The sequence below is a fragment of the Streptomyces sp. NPDC026062 genome (assembly GCF_055568375.1).
Map to the genome: position 1 here is coordinate 16,255 of NZ_JBVHOQ010000053.1, position 20,470 is coordinate 36,724.

Sequence of the window (20,470 nt, forward strand, 5' to 3'; positions counted from 1 at the left end):
ACCTCCACGCCCGCAACGGAATCCATCCCCAGCATTACCAATACCGGCAATTCGGGCAAAGTGACACGCTTGGCAATATCGGTTCGGACTACCGAAGCCGACACCGGTAGCCTGGAGGGGTGATTGACCTTCGCCTGCTTCGTGAGGACCCCGACCGTGTTCGCGCCTCCCAGCGCGCCCGTGGAGAGGACGTCGCCCTCGTCGACGCCCTGCTCTCCGCCGACGAGCGGCGCAGGTCGTCCGGGGTCCGGTTCGACGAACTCCGCTCCGAGCAGAAGTCGCTCGGCAAGCTCATCCCCAAGGCCTCCCCGGAGGAGCGCGCCGAGCTCCTGAGGAAGGCCGAGCAGCTCAAGGCAGACGTCAGGGCGGCCGACGCGGCGCAGGACGAGGCCGACGAGGAGACCAAGCGTCTACTGCTGCGGCTCGGCAACATCGTCCACACGGACGTGCCGGTCGGCGGCGAAGAGGACTTCGTCGTCCTGGAGACGCACGGCACCATCCGCGACTTCGGCGCCGAGGGCTTCGAGCCCAAGGACCACCTGGAACTCGGCGAGGCGCTCGGCGCGATCGACATGGAGCGCGGCGCCAAGGTGTCCGGTTCGCGCTTCTACTACCTGACGGGTGTCGGCGCGCTGCTGGAGCTCGCCCTCGTCAACGCGGCGATCGCCCAGGCCACCGAGGCCGGCTTCATCCCGATGCTCACCCCCGCGCTGGTCCGTCCGCGCGCCATGGAGGGCACCGGATTCCTCGGCCAGGCCGCAGAGAACGTGTACCACCTGGAGAGGGACGACTACTACCTGGTCGGCACCTCCGAGGTACCGCTCGCCGCGTACCACATGGACGAGATCATCGACGCGGAGAAGCTGCCCCTGCGGTACGCGGGCTTCTCCCCGTGCTTCCGCCGCGAGGCGGGGACGTACGGCAAGGACACCCGCGGCATCTTCCGGGTGCACCAGTTCGACAAGGTCGAGATGTTCTCGTACGTCGACCCGGCGGACGCCGAGGCCGAGCACCAGCGCCTCCTGGACTGGGAGAAGCAGTGGCTCTCCGCGCTCGGGCTCCCCTTCCAGGTGATCGACGTCGCCACGGGCGACCTGGGCGCCTCGGCCTCCAGGAAGTTCGACTGCGAGGCGTGGATCCCGACCCAGGGCAAGTACCGCGAGCTGACCTCCGCTTCCAACTGCGACGGGTTCCAGGCGCGCCGGCTGTCCGTCCGGATGCGGGACAACCGCGACGGCAAGAAGGTCCTGAAGCCGCTGGCCACGCTGAACGGCACGCTCTGCGCCGTACCGAGGACCATCGTGGCGATCCTGGAGAACCACCAGCTGGCCGACGGCTCGGTGAGGGTGCCCGAGGTGCTCCGTCCGTACCTGGGCGGGCGTGAGCTGCTGGAGCCGGTCGCCAAGTGACCTTCCCTTACAAGCTCGTCGCCACCGACCTCGACGGCACGCTGCTGCGTGACGACGACACGGTCTCGGGGCGCACGCGCGACGCACTGGCCGCGGTCACCGCGGCCGGTGCGGCACACATCATCGTCACCGGCCGCGCAGTCCCGTGGACCCGGCACATCCTGGACGACCTGGGCTACGAGGGCCTCGCGGTCTGCGGCCAGGGTGCGCAGGTCTACCACGCGGGCGAGCGCAAGCTCCTGACCTCTCTGACGCTGGACCGGCAGCTGGCCGGCCTCGCGCTCTCCAAGGTCGAGGCCGAGGTCGGTCCGCTGGCGCTGGCCGCGAGCCGGGACGGTCTCGACGGCGCGGTACTGGTCGGCCCCGGCTACCGCGTACAGGAGGGGCCACTTCCGGCCGTCCTCGTGGAGGACCCGGCCGAGATGTGGTCCGCCCCACTGAACAAGGTCTACATACAGCATCCCGAGCTGGACGACGACGCGCTGGCGAAGGCCGCACGGGCAGCTGTCGGCAACCTGGTGGACGTGGTCATGGCGGGTCCCGGCGTGGTCGAGATCCTGCCGCTGGGGCTCAGCAAGGCCACCGGCCTTTCACTGGCCGCACGCCGCCTGGGCGTCAAAGCGGCGGACACGATCGCCTTCGGTGACATGCCGAACGACATCCCGATGTTCGCCTGGGCCCGGCACGGAGTGGCCATGGCCAACGCGCACGAGGACCTGAAGGCCGTCGCCCAGGAGGTCACCTCGTCGAACGAGGACGACGGCATCGCGGTGGTTCTGGAGCAGCTGCTTTAAAGGAGCGTCCGCTGCGAGGCGCGTGCCCCAAGGCGCAACGAGACGTCATCGCGTACGGCGCCGGGGTTTCCGGGCCGTGCACAGCGGAGGATGCGCGGATCGAACGCGCGCGGGGTTTCGTGCCCCGACGACGGCTTAGCAAGCCGCTGCCTTCCCACTCGGCCAATCCTCCGGGAAGGGCGACCGCGCGCGGTGGCGCGAGACGGCCGCCCTGGGCGTACTGCTCGGAGCGGCGCGGCAGAGCAGTCGCTGACTACTCCGGTGCCGGCTTGAGCACGCCCTGCTGGGAGCTCGACGGACTCGGACTCTCGGTCATCGCCGCGCTCCTCTCCCGGTTCGTGGTGCGGTTCGTGGCGCCGTTCGTTGCGCCGTTCGTTGCGCCGTTCGTTGCGCCGTTCGTTGCGCCGTTCGTTGCGCCGTTCGCGGCGTGTGCCGTACTGGCCGCAGTGGCGTACTGACCGCTGTGCCGTACTGACCACTGTGCCGTTTCTCCGTGGGCCGGCGCCATTCATTTACGGGCGGCACCGGCCCACGGGCTCTCTCAGTGGCTCCTGTTGCGGCGGCTCAGGTCCTTGAGGCTGCGCGCGAGATCGTCCATGCGTCCGTCGATCCGGCCGATGTCCTCCGGCACCCCGCCCAGCCGCACGCTCGTGGCACCGAGCACCTGCTGCATGACGTCCAGCCTTCGGTCGAGGCTGTCCAGCCGGTGCGACATCCGGTTGAGGACCGGCCCGAGCTCCTGGAGGGCGGTGCCGACACCGGCGAGGCAGCTTTCGACCCGGGTGACTCGGTGTTCGAGCGAGGCGTACGCCGCGCGCAGGTCCTGCTCGACGTCGAGGAGATACGTACGAACGCATCGCGCGATGTCGCTGTCGCGAAGAAGCATGGCGACGTTGAGGACGGTCCTGCGGGTGTGGAGGCGGAGCCGAGTCGCCGCCTGTGGATAACTTTCCGCTCCCTCGCCACCCCATAGCGACAGCATGTCGCTATGGAAGGCTCGCAGTTCAGAGCCTCGGAGCACGCGCATCCCGTTCTGTGTGAGCTCCTCCTGATGGCGGTCGGTCAGCCTTCGGACCGCGCCTGTGGATACTTCGAAGTAACGTGCCACGTCCTCGGTGCGAACGTGAACTCCGTCGGGGAGCATGACAAGGCTCTTCACTTTGTCCAGGGCGTCGACGCGCCCCATCTGTTCGATGCGCAACGCGCGGGATTCAAGCAGGGCGACTTCCGTGGGCATGGGATGGGCGGCCTTCCGGTCGTGAGAGACAGCGGACAGCAGCCCTCTCCCCGGGCTTCAGGGGCGGAGGACGCTCACGGTTGACACTCACTCAATGACCGACCGGTGGGAGTTGCCTCACCGCTTCGGCTCTCCCGAATTTCACGAAAGCTACGACGCCACGGATTCCAGTTGCCTCCACGCACTCTGAACAACGAACCGATAAACGGACAGTCACGCATGCACATGTCCGACATGCGGCGACCCCTGTCCTCGGGACAGGGGTCGCCGCATGTCGTGAACGGTCGTGCTCACTCCTCGCCGGCGAGCTTCAGCGTCCGCAGCTTCTGGCCCGCGTACCAGGTCGCCACCACGGTGACCGCCGCCAGCAGCACCGTCGCGGCCGTCAGGCCGACGTCGGAGGTGATCGTGCCGCCGCCTCCGGTCTTCTCCGCCAGCGCCAGGGACCACTGCTGCACACTGAGGGTGCGCGCCCCGGGCACCAGGCTGCCGAACAGGGCCTCCCACACCAGCGCGTAGACGAGTCCGAGGACCACCGCGTGCCGGCTGACCGTACCCAGCAGCAGGAACAACGCGCTGTAGGCGATCGACGCGACCAGCGCCGCGATCGTGTACGCCACCGCGATCTGCTGGCCGTTGCCGTTGAGGATCAGGCCGGCGATCAGCGTCGGCACGGCCGAGAAGACCATCGTCACCGCGATCGCCACGATCAGCTTGGTGAAGATGATCGTCGGCCGTGGCACCGGCTTGGACAGCAGATAGACGATGGATCCGTCGTCGATCTCGGGTCCGATGGCTCCGGTCCCGGCGATCACACCGATCAGCGGCACCATGGTGGCGATGGCGAATCCGCCCAGCACGTCCGAGGCCACCTGGTCGTCGGCCCCCGCGAACATCCGTACCACCACCGCGATGACGATCAGAAGGGCGGGCAGGACGAACAGGATGGCGGCCCGGCGTCGGCCGAGCAGGGCCCGGTAGGTGAGCCGGGCGACTGTGGGGTCGTACATGACGTCACAGCTCCTTTCAGGCCACTACTCAGGCCGCTACGAGATAGGAAAAGACCGATTCGAGGGACTCGTCGGACGGCGAAACGGTCAGAAGACGAATGCCCTGATCACGCGCCACCTTCGGCAGCAGCGTGGTGAAGCGTCCGAAATCGACTGCCTGGATACGCAGGGCGTTCTCACCGAGGTCGACCTCGATCCCGGCCGTCGACGGGTCGGCGATGAGCGCGGCGGCAAGGGCGCGGTCGTCGCTGGACCGTACGAGATAGCGGTGCGGGCGGTCCGTCATCAGGCGGCGGATCTTCCGGAAGTCCCCGGATGCCGCGTGCCTTCCGGCCACGATCACCTCGATGTGCGAGGCGAGTTGTTCGACCTCTTCGAGGATGTGGGAGGAGAAGAGAACCGTGCGGCCCTCGGCACCCATCCGTCGCAGCAGCTCCATCAGCTGCATGCGCTGGCGCGGGTCCATCCCGTTGAACGGCTCGTCGAGCAGCAGCACGGACGGGTCGTGGACCAGCGCGGAAGCCATCTTCACGCGCTGGCGCATGCCCTTGCTGTACGTGGAGATCCTGCGGTCCTGCGCATACTCCATCTGGACCGTGGCCAGCGCGGCCGCCGCCTCGGTGTCGCCGAGACCGTGCAGTTCGGCGTTGGCCACGACGAACTCGCGACCGGTCAGGAAGTCATACATTCCCTCCCGCTCGGGCACAATGCCGATCTGGCGGTAAACGGCTTCATTGCGCCAGATCGCCTTGCCGTCAAGCATGACCGTGCCCGTCGACGGGGCGAGAAATCCGGCCATCATGTTGATCAGCGTGGACTTGCCGGCGCCGTTCGGCCCGAGCAGACCGGTGACTCCCGGGCCCACAGTCATGCTCACGTCGTTGACGGCGACCACATTGCCGAACCAGCGGGACGTGTGGTCGATCTCGATGGTGGTCACAGCCCGACCCTCCGGTAGCGGCGCATCAGTACGGCGTACGAGCCGGCGACGAGCGCGAGAACAACGATCAGATAGACCACACCGGCACCGGCCCCCGGTCCTTCCCCTCCGGGGAAGGCGGAGGTCGCCCCGAGGAACGCGGTCTGCACTCCGTCGATGAGGGTGATCGGGGAGAAGAGTCCGAGCCACGGCACGGCCCCGGTGGATCCGGTGGACCAGGCGATGCCCTGGATGGTGCTGACCGCGCCGTAGGTGATGGTCAGCACGGCGATCACCGCCGCGACACCGAAGCCGCGCCGCGGTGTGAGGGCGGCCATCACAAGGCCGAGACCGGCGAAGAGGACGGACAGCAGCGCCACCGACACCATTCCCTGCGCGAACCACTTGGTCTGGTCGGCGAAGTCGAACTTGCCCAGCAGCGCGCCCGCGTAAAGGATCACGAGCGGCACACCGGTGAGGACGAAGAGGGCCGAGACCATGGCCGCGAACTTCGCGAGGACGTAGTCGGACCTCTCGATCGGCCGCGAGAAGTACAGCGGAACGCTCTTGAACCGGAGATCTCTGGAGACCGACTGCGGTGCCTGCGCGGCGAGGAAGAGGCCGATGACGGCCTGCAGGTAGATCGCGAACGAGGTGTACTTGACGGGCAGCTTCGTCGAGTCCGGTGTCGCGACGGCGACCGCCACGATGATCGCGGCGACCAGGCACATCACGCCGAACAGCAGCATGGGGAGCACCTTGGACTTGGCCGAGCGGCCGAGTCCGAAGGAACCGCGCAGGGACTGCGAGTAGAGCGAGCGGCGCGCGTAGGCGCGGCCGAGGCGTGGGCCGTCATACGCGCGGTAGCCGATGTTGTGGATCCGGGAGGTCTCGCTCCCGGTCACGGCGCCGGTCTCAGTGCTCATCACGACCGCTCCCCTTCTGCTGTACGGCCCCGGTGGCCACGGACGCGGTCCGCGCCTCGGGTCGTGCTGCCGGCGCCTCTTCGGTACGGAAGACCTCGGCGATGTGGTGACGGCGCTGTTCCATCCGGACGAGGCCGAGCCCGAGCCCGGCGACACTGTCGCGGACGAGGTCGTACGTCTCCTCGCCTGTCGCTTCGATCAGCAGGATGTGGCCCGCCCCGGGCAGCCCCTCCGCGTCCAGTCCGTCCAGGCCCATCAGCTTGATCCCGGCACCGGTGAGGACCTGGCGCAGGGCGTCGGTCCCGTCGGGGTGGGTGTCGCTGTCGGTGACCTCGACCGCGAGCGTGGTGGTGGTCTGGGTGAAGTCGCTGGTGGAGCTCGACCGCAGGAGCGTTCCGCCGTCGATGACGACGACGTGGTCGCAGGTCCGTTCCAGCTCACCCAGAAGGTGCGAGGTGACGAGGACGGAGATGCCGAAGTCGGTGTGGATACGCCGGATCAGGCCCAGCATCTCGTCCCGGCCGACCGGGTCAAGTCCGTTGGTCGGTTCGTCGAGGAGGACCAGCTGCGGGTCGTGGACCAGCGCCTGGGCCAGCTTCACCCGCTGCTTCATGCCGGTCGAGTAGCCGCCGATGGGCCGGTAGCGCTCCTCGTACAGGCCGACGTGCCGCAGCGTGTCCGCGGTGCGCTCCCGGGCCGCCGTCGGCGGGAGACCGGACATCCGCGCCATGTGGACGACGAACTCGGTGGCCGACACGTCGGGCGGCAGACAGTCGTGCTCCGGCATGTAGCCGACCCGTTCCCGGATCGCGGCGCCGTCGGTCGCGACATCGAGCCCGAGCACTGCGGCCCGGCCCTCGGTCGCGGGGGACAGACCCAGCAGGATCTTGATCAACGTGGACTTGCCGGCTCCGTTGGCACCCACCAGCCCGGTCACACCGGGGCCGATGTCCAACGAGAGCCGGTCAAGCGCGGTCACCCGGGGGAACCGCATGCTCAGGCTTTCGGTCGCAATCACAGTCACGTCATCGACGGTAGTGGCGCGGGCCACACCGGTCGTCAGACCTGGCGGCTGGATTCCCGTCAGACTCCAGATGTACGGACCCGTAGGGGGACCCCATGAAGAAGGACCGCGGGGTGGTCCGGGCGCGCCGGACGGGGCGAGCCGGTGTGCCCTACGGGCGGAGCCGGTACTTCCGACGCGCGGGGCCGGCACTTCCGACGGGCGGAACCGGTACTTCCGACGCGCGGTGCCGACACCCCGGACCCGGCCGGGAGCACGGCGTCCAACCGGGCGGAGCCTTGGCCTCCCACGGGCGGGAACAGGGCGTCCGGGCGGGCGGAGCCTTGGCGTTCGACCCGGCGGCACGAAGGCGTTCGACCCCGCGGACCCTGCGGTTGTCCACAGGCTACGCACGCCCCTTGACGCAGCCGCCGAACATTGTCACATTCATCAGTGTCACGTTACGGGCACGTACCGCACACGGCAGGAAACGGACGGTGGCATGGTCTCGCGCGTCAAGGACGAACGGAGCCCGGATCTTCAGGGGTTCAGGGAAGTGCAACGTCTCGCGTACGCCTGCGCGGAAGCGGTCGCCGCCCGTCTGAAGCCGGGGGTGACGGAGCGCGAAGCTGCGCGGATGCAGCGGAGTTGGCTGAGCGAGCGCGGGGTGCGCGACTGGTTCCACCTCCCGTTCGCCTGGTTCGGGGACCGCACGGCGTTCACCGGCTTCAAGGTGCCATTGCAGTTCTTCCCGACCAACCGCCGCCTGGAGCCCGGGATGCCGTTCATCCTCGATATGGCCCCGGTGTACAAGGGATTCACCGCTGATATCGGATACGCAGGCTGCCTCGGGCTGAACCCCCTGCACGACCGGCTGCTCGACGATCTCCAAGGGCACCGCGAGCTGATCCTGCGCGAAGTACGCGAACGGCGTCCGCTGCGCGAGATCTACGAGGACGTCGAGCGCCTGATGATCCAGCAGGGTTATGCCAACCGGCATCGCGCGTACCCCTTCGGAGTCATCGCCCACAAGGTCGACCGGGTTACCGAACGGCGTTGGTCGCCCCAGGTGTTCGGCTTCGGAACGCAGTCGCTCAAGGGGCTCTTGAGCGATGCGGTGCACGGTCACCGCGAGGGCTGGTCGCCGCTCTGGAGTCCGTACCGCTTCTCGGACCATCCTCCGCAGCCGGGCCTGTGGGCGGTCGAGCCCCATCTCGGATTCCGGGGCACCGGAGCGAAGTTCGAGGAGATCCTGGTCGTCACCGACTCACGGGATCCCGAACAGAGTGCCTTCTGGCTGGACGACGATCTGCCGCATGTGCGGCGCTGGGCCGAGGAAAGGATGGCGGCGTGAGTCTGCCGGAGGCGCGCGAGCGCCGGGTGTCCACGGGCGGCATCGAACTGTGCGTGGTGGAGCTGGGCGACGCGGCACACCCGACGATCGTGCTGGTACACGGCTATCCGGACAGCAAGGAGGTCTGGGCCCAGGTTGCCCGGCAGCTCGCCGAGCAGTGGCATGTCGTGCTGTACGACGTGCGCGGTCACGGCAGATCCACGGCGCCGGTGCCGCTTCGCGGCGGCTTCACGCTGGAGAAACTGACCGATGACTTCCTGGCGGTCGTCGACGCGGTGAGCCCGGACCGGCCGGTCCACCTGGTCGGGCACGACTGGGGTTCGGTGCAGGCGTGGGAGTTCGCCACGGTCGGCCGTACCGAGGGCCGGATCGCCTCCTTCACCTCGATGTCCGGCCCGTCACTGGACCACTTCGGGCACTGGATCAAGCAGCGGATGTCCCGGCCCACCCCGCGCCGGATCGGCCAGTTGCTGGGCCAGGGCGCCAAGTCCTGGTACGTGTACATGCTGCATACGCCCGTCCTTCCGGAACTCGCCTGGCGCGGCCCGCTCGGCAAGCGGTGGCCGCGCATCCTGGAGCGGCTGGAGAAGGTTCCGCAGGGCGACTATCCGACCCCCTCCCTGCCCGATGACGCGGCACACGGGGCCTGGCTCTACCGCGACAACGTCCGATCCCGGCTCCGCAGACCGCGAGCCGACGCGTTCGCGCATGTACCGGTCCAGCTGATCACCCCGACCGGGGACATATTCCTTTCGGAACAGCTCTATGCCGACCTCGACACCTGGGTGCCGAAGCTGACGCGCAGGTCGCTGCCGGCCAAGCACTGGGTACCACGCACCAGGCCGGACCAGCTGGCTTCCTGGATCGGTGATTTCGCCACCGCCAACGAGACGACCGCTCAAGGCGGTGTGCCGGTGCGGGACGTCGCGCCCAAGGGGGCGTACGCGGAGCGGTTCGGCGGGCAGCTCGTCCTGGTGACGGGCGCGGCAGGCGGGATCGGGCGGGCTACGGCCTTCGCGTTCGCCGAGGCCGGCGCCCGTGTGGTGGCCGTGGACCGAGATGCGGAGGGAGCGAGCCGGACGGCGGAGCTGGCCCAACTGATCGGCGCTCCGGCCGCCTGGGCCGAGACCGTCGATGTCAGTGACGAGCAAGCCATGGAGAAGCTGGCCGACAAGGTCGCGGAGGAGTACGGCATCGTCGACATCCTGGTCAACAACGCCGGCATCGGGCTCTCCGGTTCGTTCCTGGACACGACCTCCGCGGAGTGGAAGAGCGTCCTCGACGTGAATCTGTGGGGTGTCATCCACGGCTGTCGGCTCTTCGGCAAGCAGATGGCCGATCGGGGACAGGGCGGCCATATCGTCAACACCGCTTCCGCCGCCGCGTATCAGCCCTCCCGGGCGCTGCCCGCGTACAGCACGTCGAAGGCCGCCGTGCTCATGCTCAGCGAATGCCTGCGCGCCGAGTTGGCCGAGAAGTCGATCGGTGTCAGCGCGATCTGTCCCGGCATCGTCAACACGAACATCACCGCGACCACGCGCTTCGCCGGGACGGACGCGGCGGAGGAGAAGCGGCTGCGCACACGGACGAGCAAGTTGTACGGGAAGCGCAACTATCCACCGGAGAAGGTCGCCGAAGCGGTCCTCAGAGCGGTCGCGCGCAATCAGGCCGTCGTCCCGGTGACGCCGGAGTCCCATGCCGCCCGGTTCGTGTCCCGGCTCAGTCCGGGAGTGCTGCGCGGGATCGCCCGGCTCAAGCCGCCGCTGTGAGCACGACCGGGCCGCAGGCGGCCGGCCGCACAGCTGCCGAATACCGGATCGAGGACCTCGCCCACGCCAGTGGCGCCACGGTCCGCACCATCCGCGCCTATCAGGACCGCGGACTGCTGCCGACACCGGAGCGGCGGGGCCGGGCCAATGTCTACCGGGACACCCATCTCGCCCGGCTCCGACAGATCGCCGACCTGTTGGACCGCGGCTACACCCTGGCCAGCATCAAGGAGTTGCTGGAGGCCTGGGACACAGGACGCGGACTCGGCGGCGTGCTCGGGCTCGTTGCCGAGGTGCACGGGCCGTGGACGGACGAGCGGGCCGACCGCGTCACCCGTGCGGAACTGGAAGCGAAGTTCGGCGGACCGCCGGACGACGGGGCGGTCTCGGAAGCGGTGGAACTGGGGGTGCTCGAACCAATCCCGGGCTGCGACGACGAGTTCCTTGTCCCCAGCCCGCAAGAGCTCGCGGTTGCCGTGGAGTTGCACGCAGCTGGCGTACCTCTGAGCGCAATCTCCGGTCATCTGCGGGAGCTTCGGGGCCAGGTGGAGCAGATAGCTTCCCGTTTCCTGGAGTTCACGACGGAGCACGTCTTCGCCCGGTATCTCGGCCACCGCCCGCCGACGGATGCCGACGCGGCCGAAGCGGCTTCGATGGTCCGCCGACTGCGCCCACTGGCCCAGCAGACAGTGGACGCCGAACTGGCCCGGGCCATGCGGACGTTCGCCACACGGCATCTGGAACATCACCTTGCCGCAGATGGTCCCTTCACCGGACATTCAGCACTACCGCCACCGACATCCGTCGCGCTTCCAGCGACGACAATCGGGGCTGTGGAGCGTCTGGTTGGACGAGAGAACATCGCATTGTTCATCACAGCGGCGACCGAACGAGAGGTACATGGCCGAACATTGGAAGCACTTGCCCCATCTCGCCTCAAAGCACCCATACTTGATCAAAGGCCTTAAAATGCAGGTCACTTGTCCACAGAATCCTCAAATAACCTGTGGATAACGCGAGTTGGCTGTGGATCAAACCTGTGGGCACAGAATTTGCCGCTGGAAATCGGCAGCCATATCCGGATGCGCCGGAGAGGAGGTCGCGGGCACGCTGTCGTGATGGACGAAAGACGCACCGTAAAGGTGTCCAAATATCTCTCGAAACACCTCCGGCATCAGCCCGGTCGGATCGGTCTCACGCTGGACGCCAACGGCTGGGTGACGATCGACGAGCTGCTGCGGGCTCTCGACCACCACCGCTTTCCGCTCACCCGCGCCGAGCTCGACCATGTCGTCGCGTCCAACGACAAGCAGCGCTTCGCCATCGAGGGCGACCGCATCCGCGCAAGCCAGGGGCACACCGTCGACGTGGATCTGGCCCTGCCCCCCGCCGACCCGCCCGCGTACCTCTATCACGGCACGGTCGCCAGGTCCCTGGACGCGATCCGGGACGAAGGACTGCGCCCGATGGACCGTACGCATGTCCACCTCTCACCCGACCGCGAGACGGCGACCCGCGTCGGGGCCCGGCGGGGCCGACCCGTCGTCCTGTCCGTGGACGCGGGCTCCATGCACCGGGCAGGACACGTCTTCTACGTGAGCGCCAACGGGGTCTGGCTCGCTGCCGCCGTACCCCCGCAATTCCTACGGCTGGCCGGCTGACGCCACCGTCGCCCCGGCGAAGCCGGCCCCGCCCTTACTTCAGGGCCGGGCACACAGCGGGATCGGGTTCCTCGCCCAGGCCGTCGTACCCTTCGGTCCCGCTCGTGCCGGGTTCGCGGCTCACGCCTTCGTCCTCGCCACGAGGCGCCCGCCGCCGCAACGATCTTCGCCCTGGCCGTGACACGAGCCTTCGCCATACACCGCGCCCCCGCCGGGGACGCAGCCGAACCAGCATGGAGCGCCGTGGAGGCCGGACATGACTGACGTCGAAGCAATCGCCCCATAAGGGCCACCACACGCCACTCGTCGATCCCGAAGCGGTGGCCACCGCGGTGTCCCTGCCGAAGGTGTACGGGTGCCCGAATGATCGGGTCGCCGCCCTCGACCGGGTCAACGTCTCCTTCCGCCGCGGCGAATTCGCTGCAATCATGGGGCCGTCGGGCTCGGGCGAGTCCACGCTCATGCACTGCCTGGCCGGATTCGACTCCGGTACTTCGGGGGAGGCGTGGCTCGGTAACGTGGAACTGTCCCGCTTGGGCCACCGCGCCCTGACTCGGTTGCGCAGGGACCGGATCGGCTTCGTCTTTCCAGGCGTTCCATCTGATCCGGGCGCTGACCGTGCTGGGGAACATCGTTCTGCCGCTGACCGTCGCCGGACGTCGGCCGGACCAGCGGTGGCTGCGTCGGGCCATCGACACGCTCGGCCTCGGAAACCGGCTCGGACACCGCCCTGCTCAGCTGTCCGGAGGTCCGGAGGGCAACAGCGGGTCGCCTGCGCGCGCGCCCTGGCAGGTGGCCCGGAGATCCTCTTCGCCGACGAGCCCACCGGAAGTCCGGACTCGCGCGCGGCCGCGTTCATCCTCGGCCTCCTGCGCCGGTGCATGCACGAACCGGGCAGGACCATCGTCGTGGTCACCCACGATCCGCTCGCGGCCGGCCACTGCGACCGCGTGGTCTTCCTCTCCGACGGCCGGGTCGTCGACGGCCGGGTCGTCGACGGACTGGCCGCCCCCACACCCGATCTCGTACCGCGCCGCATGCGGCAGTTCGACACGAGCATCGGCATCGGTCACTGGGCAGGGCCCGAAGCGAGCCCGTGACCCGGCCGGCAGCGCCCACCGCCTGCCGCCCTTCCACCCACCATGCCCCAAGGAGCCATACATGTCCGGAGTTCGTAGACGCGTGGTAGTTCCCGTCGGCTTTGTCATTCCGCTGATCGCCGTGTTGTTCCCCCTCACGGCCGCGCAGGCAGGCGCGGCCCCGGCGGCGGACACCTGCCCGAAGGGCGCCGTCTGCTTCTATCCGCAAGCCAACTACCAGGGAACCGCGCAGATCCTGGACTTCGTCGCGACGCCAGGGTGCCGCTCCACGATCGCGGCACGCTCGATAGTCAACAACAGCACCTCGCCCGTCGGGCTCTATGTGGACGGCGAGTGCACGCAGTACCTCGACCAGGTCGAGGCCGGCGGAAGCCGGGCGTCCCTCGCCGCTTCCGTGGTCACAGCGGAGTAGTAACGCGTCGCCTTCGCCACTGAGCTGGAGCGCGAAGTCGTCCTCAGGCCACGAACCGCCGATGCTGATGTGCGGGCGGTCGTGCCGCTTGGAGATGTGACCGCGCCTCGTCACGGGCCATGACCGTGACGAGGCGTCCAGCCAGGTTCGTGCCCGCCTCCGGCCATGAGGGTGAAACCGCCTCTGAACACCGGCACCGTCCGAACCCGCTGAACGTCACCGTAGGCTCGGAGGCATGAGTCTGCGCCTGAGCACCGTGATCCTGCCCTACCGCCGTTGGCACGAGGGCTCCCGGGACGCCTGGGTACGCGCCGAGGAACTCGGCTTCCACACGGCGTACACGTACGACCACCTGTCCTGGCGCGTACCGTTCCGCGACGGGCCTTGGTTCGGTGCGGTCCCGACCCTGACGGCTGCCGCAAGCGTGACGGAACGTATCCGCCTGGGCACCCTCGTCACGTCAGTCAAGCCTCGTTTACCCATCAGGCACCGACCAGCGAATGGTCAAGCCTCGTACGCTAATCACGGCTGAGGCTTTTGGCGAGCGGCGGGTGTGGGGGCAATCCGTGTCTGGCGTCGAGACTCCCAACCTGACGTATGGGGTGCGGGTTGCATACCGCCTGCAATCCCACCCCGAGCTGCCCTATCTTCCCTGGCCGAATCGGCAATCCTCAGGAGGTCAATCCGGTCCTTCGGTCGACTGAGCCGTCGCTTCCACGTTTCCGTGTCGGAGAGGGTCAGGAACTGAAGATCTCCGATTCTTTCCATCCGGGCGAACAGTTCCTCCACGCCACCGAAGATGCTTACGAACCAGGCATTGGTGATCTCCAGTTGTCCTCCCATCAAACGGATGGAGAGGGCACCGTCGAATGGGGCCGGTTGGGCTTCGCCGAGCAGAAGCGCCCGTCGAAGTGCCTCCCCCCGCGCAACGACATCAAGGTCGCTCATCTGGTCCCGCAGCCCTCTGACGTACAAGGGCGCGCTGCCAGCGATCAGCAGATCGTCGGATGGCAGGCCCAACTCTCGCAGGAGGCGGAACTGCTTGGTGCACAACCGTTCCGGCATCAGGGAAGCCCTCTTCAGATCGTTGCCGGCATTCCGGAATGGGGCCGTCCGCTCTCGACGGCTCCAATCGTCGCCGCTTCTGAGTGAAGGGCTCCCCTGACCGGACACTTCTAGACTCGGAACGAGTCGAACGCCGTGATGAGCAACGGAACTGCGGTGATGAATCCGGTCAGAGCAGCGATCACCACCGCCACCTTGACAGGAGCGGCCCTGCTCATCCTGGCGATGGCGAAGGCCGCAAGCCCAAGAGCGGTCAGCGCGACGGCCGCGCTGACCGCTGCGATCCAAATGTCAGTGTTCAATGCTGTCTCCCTGGGAGAGGTTGATTGCCGAGCCCATCGCCGGCGAGTCCTGAGCGCCCTGGTAGGGGACGCCCGCCCATGCGAACCGTCGGCGAGAACCACGCTACGAGCCCAAGGCTTTGATCTCTAGGGTTCTCTCGGAGGGAGGTGAGAGGGGTGGAGGGATCACGAGACTCTCTCATTTGAGCAGGTCTTGATACGGAGTCAGTGTTTACCCTGGTCAGGCTGTAGCCGGATGCTCTTGCCGAGCCTGCCGCAGTGAGGACGTAGGGAGAGTCGCGGGGGTGGTAGCCCGCAGCTCTCGCCTACGTATGTCCATCCGCTTGTCGCTAATCCTGCGTAGAACGGCTACGACACCATCGGGGGACCGGTGGTCAGTGGTCGTCCGAGTGGGGCAGCGCAGCAAGATCACTCAGGCCGTCCAGGTCGAGCACTGTCAGGCGCCTGTAGCTGGTGCCAATGAGGCCGAGCTCCCTGAGGTGGCGGAGCGAGCGCGTCAATCCCGCCATGGAAGCGGAGTTGAGCGCAGCCAGGTCTTCCTGGCTCAGCGGGACGGCAATGGTGGTGCCATGCTCTGTGGGCTCTCCGTAGGTCTCCGCAAGCTCCACGAGGGTTCTGGCCAGCCGAACATGGAGTGGGTACCCGCTGGTGTCTTCCCGCGCTCTGTTGGCTGCTCTCAACTTGCCAGCTACGGCCGTCACCAGGCCAAGAGCAACCTCCGGCTGCTCGCGGAACAACCGTACGAACTCGTCATGGTGGATGGCACGGGCCCGCACCGTCCCAACGGCGGTCACCGTGGCAGAACGGGGCGCCCCGTCGATCGCGGCCAGTTCTCCGACCACGTCGCCTGCGGCGCGGATAGCGAGCAGACTGACATGTCCTTCCGCAGTCGCAGACGAGACTTTGACAAGCCCCTCCTCGATCAGGAATAGGTGGGACGCATGCTCTCCCTGCCTGATGATCGGCGAGCCGGGCTGGAAGTCCATCCCTCTGCCAGCCCGCAGGAGAGCCTGTCGTGCGCGCTTGGGCAGGAGGCCCAGGTAAGTGCTGGTGGGCCAGTCGTCGTGCATCGGGTCGTGCCTGTACGCAGGTGGCCGGACAGGGTCACCAGCCGCTTGTGAATCGGCACTCACACGGGCACCTCCGTGTTCTGGGTCCGGTTGGGTCGATGTTCCCAGAGGGCGGTCCGACTTGCGAACGTGCGGGTCTAGTGCGTCTGTTATATCCCCGGCCAGGTTGCGGAGACCTTGCTTCGGAGCAGCTATGTGGTTCGCTCGTGTGAGGGCCGGATGCCATGTCGAGCATCGCCAAGTCCGCTGCCGCCTCCGCCGGCAACTGTCGGCTGCCGTCCTGCGCTCGCCCAGTGCTGTCATACCCCTCCCGTACCGTGTGAACAGCACCGGCGAGTGGGAGGGGTGTCCGTGACTGAGGTAAGACTTGAGGACTTGCTAAAGGCCCTCGACCAGAAGGCGAAGGACGAGTTCGCGTCCACCCCAGATGTGGTTGATAGAGGCCACAACCTTGATGTGTCGGCGCTGCCGATCACGGCGAGGAAGTGGCACAAGGTTACCGAGGCGGTCGCTGTGGTGGCGGACTTGAAGGGCTCGACCAAGTTGGGCACTGCGAAGTGGGCTGCGAGTACGGCCAGCATCTACGAGGCCAGCACCGGCGGAGTCGTGAGCATCTTCGACGAGTTCGAGGCCAACTTCCTGGCGATTCAGGGGGACGGCGCGTTTGCGCTGTTCTGGGGGGGCCTCCGATACGAGCGTGCGCTGGCCGCCGGGATCACCGTCAAGACGTTCAGCGTCGACTTGGTGGAGCGTCTTGAGGCCCGGTGGCCGAACGACCCCCAACTTCCCAGCACCGGGTACAAGGTCGGTGTCGCCTCCAGTCGCCTTCTCGTCAAGCGGGTCGGTACGCCCCGCAACCTCAACCAGCAGGAGCCAGTTTGGGCGGGCAAGGCTGTCAACTACGCGGCTAAGGCAGCACAGTCCGTCGATCGACACCGCATGGCTGTGACTGGCAGCGTATGGGACCGGGTCGAGAAGAATGACTACCTGGCTTACACCTGTCCATGCGGCGAGGGGCCGTCTGACACCCTATGGGAAGACCACGCCATCGATCGGCTCCCTGACGGAGACCCAGAGGCGCAAGGGCGAGTATTGTCCTCCACTTGGTGTTCCACCCACGGGGAGGAATACTGTGCGGCCGTTCTACGCGGCGAAAGGAAGCGTCACGACGTCGAGCATCTTAAACGGGCGGCAGCGTCGGCCCAAATGCGTGAGGCGATCTGGGTGAAGGCGCAGCAGGAACGCCAATCGTTGCGTGCGCGACGTACTGGGCTGTTCTCATGATGCCGCAGCATGACCCCTCGGCCGATAGGGAAGGCGGAGAAGGGATCCCGAGCGAAAACAATCTTCAGCCGGAGCATGCGTGGAAGGCGCTGAATCTTGTAAACGATTGGGTGAAGCATGCCGAGACGAAGAGCGTCGCAACCCTGGCCGCTGCTGGTGTGGCTGGCGGGGTCGCCTACAACTTGCTGAAGGGCCGGAGTAACCCAGGTGTAGTCCTTGACGTCGTTGCAGTCGTCGGCTGTCTCATGATCTTTATAGCTGGTCTGTTTGCCATGGCGGCCCTTGCGCCTCAGCTGAAACCTCCTTTGCCTGGTGAACTACGCGCAAAGGTGCGTGCCATGTGGGCTGGGCGCAGTGATCCTGATGACGAAGGTGAAAGCGCGCCGGCGCAGGCTGACGCCGAGCGCAGCCCAACTAACCTTCTTTTCTACGGCGATGTAAAGCGTCAATACGAGCACGATGCACCGACATATGCTCAGGTGCTATCTGCGCTTACTGGAAACGCTGAAGAGATCACAAACCACATTGCGCTACAAGTGCACGCGAATTCGCTCGTTGCGAATAGAAAGTACGTATGGGCTAACCGTGCCATACGGGCGCTGCGTGTCGGCCTTATCTGTCTTGCTCTAATTGCTCTGATCGTTTCCCGCCACTAGTGGTCCTTCCCGGTCACCCGAGCTGCCCGACAGCCTCCGTGGCGATTCGCTTGAACACGGCCTCGTCTGCAGCGAAGTCAGAGTCGGGGATCGGCCAGTGGATTACCAGCTCGTTGAAGCCGAGCTTTTGGTGGCGGCCAGCGAAGTCGACGAAGGCGTCTACGGACTCCAGCGGCCTGTTCCGGTCGGGGGTGAAGCCGTGGAGCAGGATCTTGTCGAGGTCGGCCACGTCACGGTCGGCCTCGACGCACGCCTTGCCGAGCCTCGCGATCTGTCCGCGCAGGGCCTCCACCGACTGATCCGGGGTCCCCTCCTCGTACAGCTTCGGGTCACCGGTCGTCACCCACGCCTGCCCGTACTTCGCTGCGAGCTTCAGGCCGCGTGGGCCGGTCGCAGCCACCGCGAACGGCAGGCGGGGCCGCTGTACGCAGCCGGGGAGGTTGCGGGCCTCCTCGGCCGTGTAGAAATCGCCCTTCTGTGAGACGGCGCCCTCGGTGAGCAGGCGGTCGAGCAGTGGCACGAACTCGCCGAACCGGTCCGCCCGCTCCTTGGGCGTCCACGGATCCTGGCCGAGTGCGGTGGCGTCGAAGCCGTTGCCGCCAGCGCCGATGCCGAGGGTGACGCGTCCGCCGGAGATGTCGTCGAGCGAGATCAGTTCCTTGGCGAGCGTCACTGGGTGCCTGAAGTTTGGCGACGTAACCAAGGTGCCCAGGCGCAAGCGGTCCGTAGCCGTGGCGGCTGCGGTGAGGGTGGGCAGCGCGCCGAACCACGGGCCGTCGCGGAAGCTGCGCCAGGAGAGGTGGTCGTAGGTGTACGCGGCGTGGAAGCCGAGTTCCTCGGCGCGCTGCCACTTGGCGCGGCCACCCTCGTGCCAGCGGTCGACAGGAAGGATCACGGTGCTCAGGCGCAGGCTCATGCCGGTGAGCCTACGTCGAGCGCGTCCTGGTCTCGGCTCGACGTAGGCGAGTCCCCACTGTTCAGGCCCCGGGGTGCCGTGTGGCCGCCGGGCAGCCCAGAACAGCGAGAAGATTCACCTCGTGACGGTGGCCGGCCATCCGTAGCGGGAGAAGGACGGGCCGCCGTCCCTGTACGCAGCGAGGGCTTGCGCGGCGGTCGGGAACGCGGGCTCGGGAAGGCATTCGGACGCGAGCCACTGAACCGCCAGGTGCTTGTCCGGTTCGGCGTTGGTCAGTTCACCGGTCCACGTGTCGGTGGCGAAGGCGAAGAGCACGAACTGCCCAGCCCGGTCCCAGCCCTGCTCGACGTGAACGACGTGGACGAGTGAGAGGTTGGCCGGGTCGACGAGAAGGCCCGTCTCCTCCTTGAGTTCGCGGGCGGCGGCCTCGTCGAGGGGTTCGCCGGGTTCGGCCTTGCCGCCGGGAAGGGTCCAGACCGGTTTCGGGGACCAGCTACGGGCCCCGTAGAGCAGGGATGCGACCGTGTCAGTGTTCTTGTCGTGGACGATCACGCAGACCGCATTGCGACTGTTCATCACACTGTTGCTGCTCACCGGGTCCGCTCCTTGTCGATGTACTTCGGATTCTTCGGGGTCATGCCGGCATCAGGGGGTGCCGGCTCCCTCATGCGAGGTGGTCCGCATCGGTGCGCGAGAACACCAGGTCGGTCATCTCCTCGGGGACCGTGGTGCATCGAACGGGCGGCTGCGGGTGGCGCATGGTCCTGGGATAGGTGGCCGGGTCATAGTCGTTGGCGAGGTTGTACGCGTGGAAGCCGTTCTCGCTCAGGATGTCGATGATCCCAGCGGCGCTCTCGCCCTGCTTGGCCAAGAGCCGAGGGGTGATCTCCATGACAAGTTCCGCGTCGTCCGGCAAGTGCGTGAGCGCCGGTAGGAGTCCGCGGACGGCTGCTGCTTCGGCGCCTTCGACGTCGATCTTGATGACCCGAGTGGTAGCGAACTGGGCGCTGCTGATGAGGCCGGCCAGGGGCGCGGTCTGTACGTCGAAGGTCATGTGGGCGTGGCGGGGCCGCACGGCGGTGGTGTGGCCGAGGTTGGTGGGGTCCTCCAGGTACAGGGTCTGCCTGCCGTGAGTGTCGGAGACTGCCGATCGGATCGACTGGATGTTGGTGCGGCGGTTGGCAGAGATCGCGGCGGTCAGGTCGTCGTGGAACCGCGGGGAGGGCTCTACGGCGATGACGTGGCCGTGGGGGCCGACTACGTGGGAGGCGAGGAGGCTGAAAGCGCCTCGGTGGGCTCCGACGTCGATGAAGGTGTCTCCAGGGCGAAGCCGGTCACGAAGGAAGGCGCTCAAGTTGGGCTCCCACTCGCCGAACAGGTACTGGTAGCGCTGGATGACGTCGCTGGTGGTCACGCCGATCTTGTCGCCGGACCGCAGCCCTACGGTGGCGTGGACGGGGTGGGTTCGCAGGTGCTCGTCGAGGAAGCGACCGACGAGCCGGGCCTTGCCCAAAGTTCCGGGGGCGTAGCGGACGTAGGCCCGCAGCACGCGGGCGAGTGCGGAGGCGGACACGGGCGGTTCC

At 67.3% G+C, this 20,470-nt stretch carries 22 protein-coding genes, 1 tRNA gene and 2 pseudogenes; 14 read left to right on the forward strand and 11 right to left on the reverse strand.

From position 1 onward, the window contains the following. Positions 1 to 119 precede the first annotated feature (119 nt). Together serS and ACZ4LX_RS33420 are read left to right on the forward strand one after the other, a co-directional pair. Positions 120 to 1,409, forward strand: a complete 1,290-nt coding sequence (gene serS, locus ACZ4LX_RS33415) for a serine--tRNA ligase (RefSeq protein ID WP_467650772.1) — start codon at positions 120 to 122, stop codon at positions 1,407 to 1,409. Next, positions 1,406 to 2,203, forward strand: coding sequence for an HAD family hydrolase (locus ACZ4LX_RS33420; RefSeq protein WP_467650771.1), 798 nt, complete (start codon positions 1,406 to 1,408; stop codon positions 2,201 to 2,203). Before serS ends, ACZ4LX_RS33420 begins: the two co-directional genes overlap by 4 nt. An 84-nt stretch (positions 2,204 to 2,287) precedes the next feature. Here the strand turns inward: ACZ4LX_RS33420 and ACZ4LX_RS33425 are convergent. Further along, positions 2,288 to 2,375, reverse strand: a tRNA-Ser gene (locus ACZ4LX_RS33425). A gap of 97 nt (positions 2,376 to 2,472) precedes the next feature. Here ACZ4LX_RS33425 and ACZ4LX_RS33430 point away from each other — a divergent pair. Next, positions 2,473 to 2,661 (forward strand): hypothetical protein, encoded by a 189-nt coding sequence (locus tag ACZ4LX_RS33430; RefSeq protein ID WP_467650770.1) that lies wholly within the window; start codon positions 2,473 to 2,475, stop codon positions 2,659 to 2,661. Between the two features lie 83 nt (positions 2,662 to 2,744). Here ACZ4LX_RS33430 and ACZ4LX_RS33435 read toward each other — a convergent pair whose 3' ends face one another. From ACZ4LX_RS33435 to ACZ4LX_RS33455, 5 genes are all read right to left on the reverse strand, one after another. Continuing rightward, entirely contained in the window at positions 2,745 to 3,440 is a 696-nt protein-coding gene (locus tag ACZ4LX_RS33435; protein ID WP_467650769.1) for a hypothetical protein, read from the reverse strand. 290 nt (positions 3,441 to 3,730) lie between these two features. Then, positions 3,731 to 4,450, reverse strand: coding sequence for an ABC transporter permease (locus ACZ4LX_RS33440; RefSeq protein ID WP_467650768.1), 720 nt, complete (start codon positions 4,448 to 4,450; stop codon positions 3,731 to 3,733). A gap of 28 nt (positions 4,451 to 4,478) precedes the next feature. Then, the gene (locus ACZ4LX_RS33445) at positions 4,479 to 5,390 is read right to left on the reverse strand and encodes an ABC transporter ATP-binding protein (protein ID WP_467650767.1); all 912 of its coding nucleotides are present in this window, start codon (positions 5,388 to 5,390) and stop codon (positions 4,479 to 4,481) included. Further along, positions 5,387 to 6,295, reverse strand: coding sequence for an ABC transporter permease (locus tag ACZ4LX_RS33450; protein WP_467650766.1), 909 nt, complete (start codon positions 6,293 to 6,295; stop codon positions 5,387 to 5,389). The genes ACZ4LX_RS33445 and ACZ4LX_RS33450 overlap by 4 nt, the downstream gene beginning before the upstream one ends. Continuing rightward, positions 6,285 to 7,289, reverse strand: coding sequence for an ABC transporter ATP-binding protein (locus ACZ4LX_RS33455; RefSeq protein WP_467650785.1), 1,005 nt, complete (start codon positions 7,287 to 7,289; stop codon positions 6,285 to 6,287). Before ACZ4LX_RS33455 ends, ACZ4LX_RS33450 begins: the two co-directional genes overlap by 11 nt. A gap of 511 nt (positions 7,290 to 7,800) precedes the next feature. On the opposite strand from ACZ4LX_RS33455, the gene ACZ4LX_RS33460 reads away from it, so the two are divergent. The 9 genes and pseudogenes from ACZ4LX_RS33460 to ACZ4LX_RS33500 all read left to right on the forward strand — a co-directional run bounded on the left by ACZ4LX_RS33460 (position 7,801) and on the right by ACZ4LX_RS33500 (position 14,746). After that, positions 7,801 to 8,652 carry a M24 family metallopeptidase gene (locus ACZ4LX_RS33460; protein ID WP_467650765.1) on the forward strand — a complete coding sequence of 284 codons (852 nt, stop codon included), beginning with the start codon at positions 7,801 to 7,803 and terminating at the stop codon, positions 8,650 to 8,652. Continuing rightward, complete coding sequence (locus tag ACZ4LX_RS33465) at positions 8,649 to 10,421, forward strand: SDR family oxidoreductase (RefSeq protein WP_467650764.1); 1,773 nt, start codon at positions 8,649 to 8,651, stop codon at positions 10,419 to 10,421. The genes ACZ4LX_RS33460 and ACZ4LX_RS33465 overlap by 4 nt, the downstream gene beginning before the upstream one ends. Next, positions 10,418 to 11,389, forward strand: coding sequence for a MerR family transcriptional regulator (locus tag ACZ4LX_RS33470; RefSeq protein WP_467650763.1), 972 nt, complete (start codon positions 10,418 to 10,420; stop codon positions 11,387 to 11,389). The genes ACZ4LX_RS33465 and ACZ4LX_RS33470 overlap by 4 nt, the downstream gene beginning before the upstream one ends. 150 nt (positions 11,390 to 11,539) lie before the next feature. After that, positions 11,540 to 12,082 carry an RNA 2'-phosphotransferase gene (locus ACZ4LX_RS33475; protein ID WP_467650762.1) on the forward strand — a complete coding sequence of 181 codons (543 nt, stop codon included), beginning with the start codon at positions 11,540 to 11,542 and terminating at the stop codon, positions 12,080 to 12,082. A 347-nt stretch (positions 12,083 to 12,429) separates the two neighbouring features. Next, positions 12,430 to 12,897, forward strand: a pseudogene (locus ACZ4LX_RS33480) (ATP-binding cassette domain-containing protein); the annotation flags it as partial. Between the two features lie 93 nt (positions 12,898 to 12,990). Then, positions 12,991 to 13,182 carry a hypothetical protein gene (locus tag ACZ4LX_RS33485; RefSeq protein ID WP_467721348.1) on the forward strand — a complete coding sequence of 64 codons (192 nt, stop codon included), beginning with the start codon at positions 12,991 to 12,993 and terminating at the stop codon, positions 13,180 to 13,182. Between the two features lie 61 nt (positions 13,183 to 13,243). After that, positions 13,244 to 13,594: a peptidase inhibitor family I36 protein gene (locus ACZ4LX_RS33490; protein ID WP_467650761.1), complete on the forward strand. Its 351-nt coding sequence runs from the start codon at positions 13,244 to 13,246 to the stop codon at positions 13,592 to 13,594. A gap of 235 nt (positions 13,595 to 13,829) precedes the next feature. Continuing rightward, positions 13,830 to 14,078 (forward strand): annotated as a pseudogene (locus ACZ4LX_RS33495) (LLM class flavin-dependent oxidoreductase); the annotation flags it as partial. A gap of 125 nt (positions 14,079 to 14,203) precedes the next feature. After that, positions 14,204 to 14,746 carry a hypothetical protein gene (locus ACZ4LX_RS33500; protein ID WP_467650760.1) on the forward strand — a complete coding sequence of 181 codons (543 nt, stop codon included), beginning with the start codon at positions 14,204 to 14,206 and terminating at the stop codon, positions 14,744 to 14,746. Positions 14,747 to 14,769: 23 nt separating this feature from the next. Here ACZ4LX_RS33500 and ACZ4LX_RS33505 read toward each other — a convergent pair whose 3' ends face one another. Beyond that, on the reverse strand, positions 14,770 to 14,961 hold the full coding sequence (locus ACZ4LX_RS33505; RefSeq protein ID WP_093760817.1) for a hypothetical protein: 192 nt from the start codon (positions 14,959 to 14,961) through the stop codon (positions 14,770 to 14,772). A 374-nt stretch (positions 14,962 to 15,335) separates the two neighbouring features. After that, positions 15,336 to 16,031, reverse strand: coding sequence for a Crp/Fnr family transcriptional regulator (locus ACZ4LX_RS33510; RefSeq protein ID WP_161196768.1), 696 nt, complete (start codon positions 16,029 to 16,031; stop codon positions 15,336 to 15,338). 351 nt (positions 16,032 to 16,382) lie between these two features. Here ACZ4LX_RS33510 and ACZ4LX_RS33515 point away from each other — a divergent pair, with 351 nt between their 5' ends. Together ACZ4LX_RS33515 and ACZ4LX_RS33520 are read left to right on the forward strand one after the other, a co-directional pair. Then, positions 16,383 to 17,315 carry a hypothetical protein gene (locus ACZ4LX_RS33515; RefSeq protein ID WP_467650759.1) on the forward strand — a complete coding sequence of 311 codons (933 nt, stop codon included), beginning with the start codon at positions 16,383 to 16,385 and terminating at the stop codon, positions 17,313 to 17,315. Further along, positions 17,312 to 17,971, forward strand: a complete 660-nt coding sequence (locus tag ACZ4LX_RS33520) for a Pycsar system effector family protein (protein WP_161196766.1) — start codon at positions 17,312 to 17,314, stop codon at positions 17,969 to 17,971. Before ACZ4LX_RS33515 ends, ACZ4LX_RS33520 begins: the two co-directional genes overlap by 4 nt. Before the next feature lie 13 nt (positions 17,972 to 17,984). Here the strand turns inward: ACZ4LX_RS33520 and ACZ4LX_RS33525 are convergent, their stop codons facing one another. The 3 genes from ACZ4LX_RS33525 to ACZ4LX_RS33535 all read right to left on the reverse strand — a co-directional run bounded on the left by ACZ4LX_RS33525 (position 17,985) and on the right by ACZ4LX_RS33535 (position 20,460). Then, entirely contained in the window at positions 17,985 to 18,887 is a 903-nt protein-coding gene (locus ACZ4LX_RS33525) for an LLM class flavin-dependent oxidoreductase (protein ID WP_093760823.1), read from the reverse strand. A gap of 114 nt (positions 18,888 to 19,001) precedes the next feature. Beyond that, on the reverse strand, positions 19,002 to 19,481 hold the full coding sequence (locus ACZ4LX_RS33530; protein WP_093760825.1) for an NUDIX domain-containing protein: 480 nt from the start codon (positions 19,479 to 19,481) through the stop codon (positions 19,002 to 19,004). A gap of 70 nt (positions 19,482 to 19,551) precedes the next feature. Beyond that, positions 19,552 to 20,460: an FkbM family methyltransferase gene (locus ACZ4LX_RS33535; protein WP_467650757.1), complete on the reverse strand. Its 909-nt coding sequence runs from the start codon at positions 20,458 to 20,460 to the stop codon at positions 19,552 to 19,554. Between the last annotated feature and the right edge of the window lie 10 nt (positions 20,461 to 20,470).

Excerpts from the sequence above, each read along its gene's own strand:
- ACZ4LX_RS33460 (WP_467650765.1), top strand. The coding sequence starts at position 7,801 with ATGGTCTCGCGCGTCAAGGACGAACGGAGCCCGGATCTTCAGGGGTTC.
- ACZ4LX_RS33475 (WP_467650762.1), top strand. The coding sequence starts at position 11,540 with ATGGACGAAAGACGCACCGTAAAGGTGTCCAAATATCTCTCGAAACAC.
- ACZ4LX_RS33450 (WP_467650766.1), bottom strand. The coding sequence starts at position 6,295 with ATGAGCACTGAGACCGGCGCCGTGACCGGGAGCGAGACCTCCCGGATC.
- ACZ4LX_RS33440 (WP_467650768.1), bottom strand. The coding sequence starts at position 4,450 with ATGTACGACCCCACAGTCGCCCGGCTCACCTACCGGGCCCTGCTCGGC.
- ACZ4LX_RS33520 (WP_161196766.1), top strand. The coding sequence starts at position 17,312 with ATGATGCCGCAGCATGACCCCTCGGCCGATAGGGAAGGCGGAGAAGGG.
- ACZ4LX_RS33525 (WP_093760823.1), bottom strand. The coding sequence starts at position 18,887 with ATGAGCCTGCGCCTGAGCACCGTGATCCTTCCTGTCGACCGCTGGCAC.
- ACZ4LX_RS33455 (WP_467650785.1), bottom strand. The coding sequence starts at position 7,289 with ATGCGGTTCCCCCGGGTGACCGCGCTTGACCGGCTCTCGTTGGACATC.
- ACZ4LX_RS33490 (WP_467650761.1), top strand. The coding sequence starts at position 13,244 with ATGTCCGGAGTTCGTAGACGCGTGGTAGTTCCCGTCGGCTTTGTCATT.
- ACZ4LX_RS33435 (WP_467650769.1), bottom strand. The coding sequence starts at position 3,440 with ATGCCCACGGAAGTCGCCCTGCTTGAATCCCGCGCGTTGCGCATCGAA.
- ACZ4LX_RS33510 (WP_161196768.1), bottom strand. The coding sequence starts at position 16,031 with ATGCACGACGACTGGCCCACCAGCACTTACCTGGGCCTCCTGCCCAAG.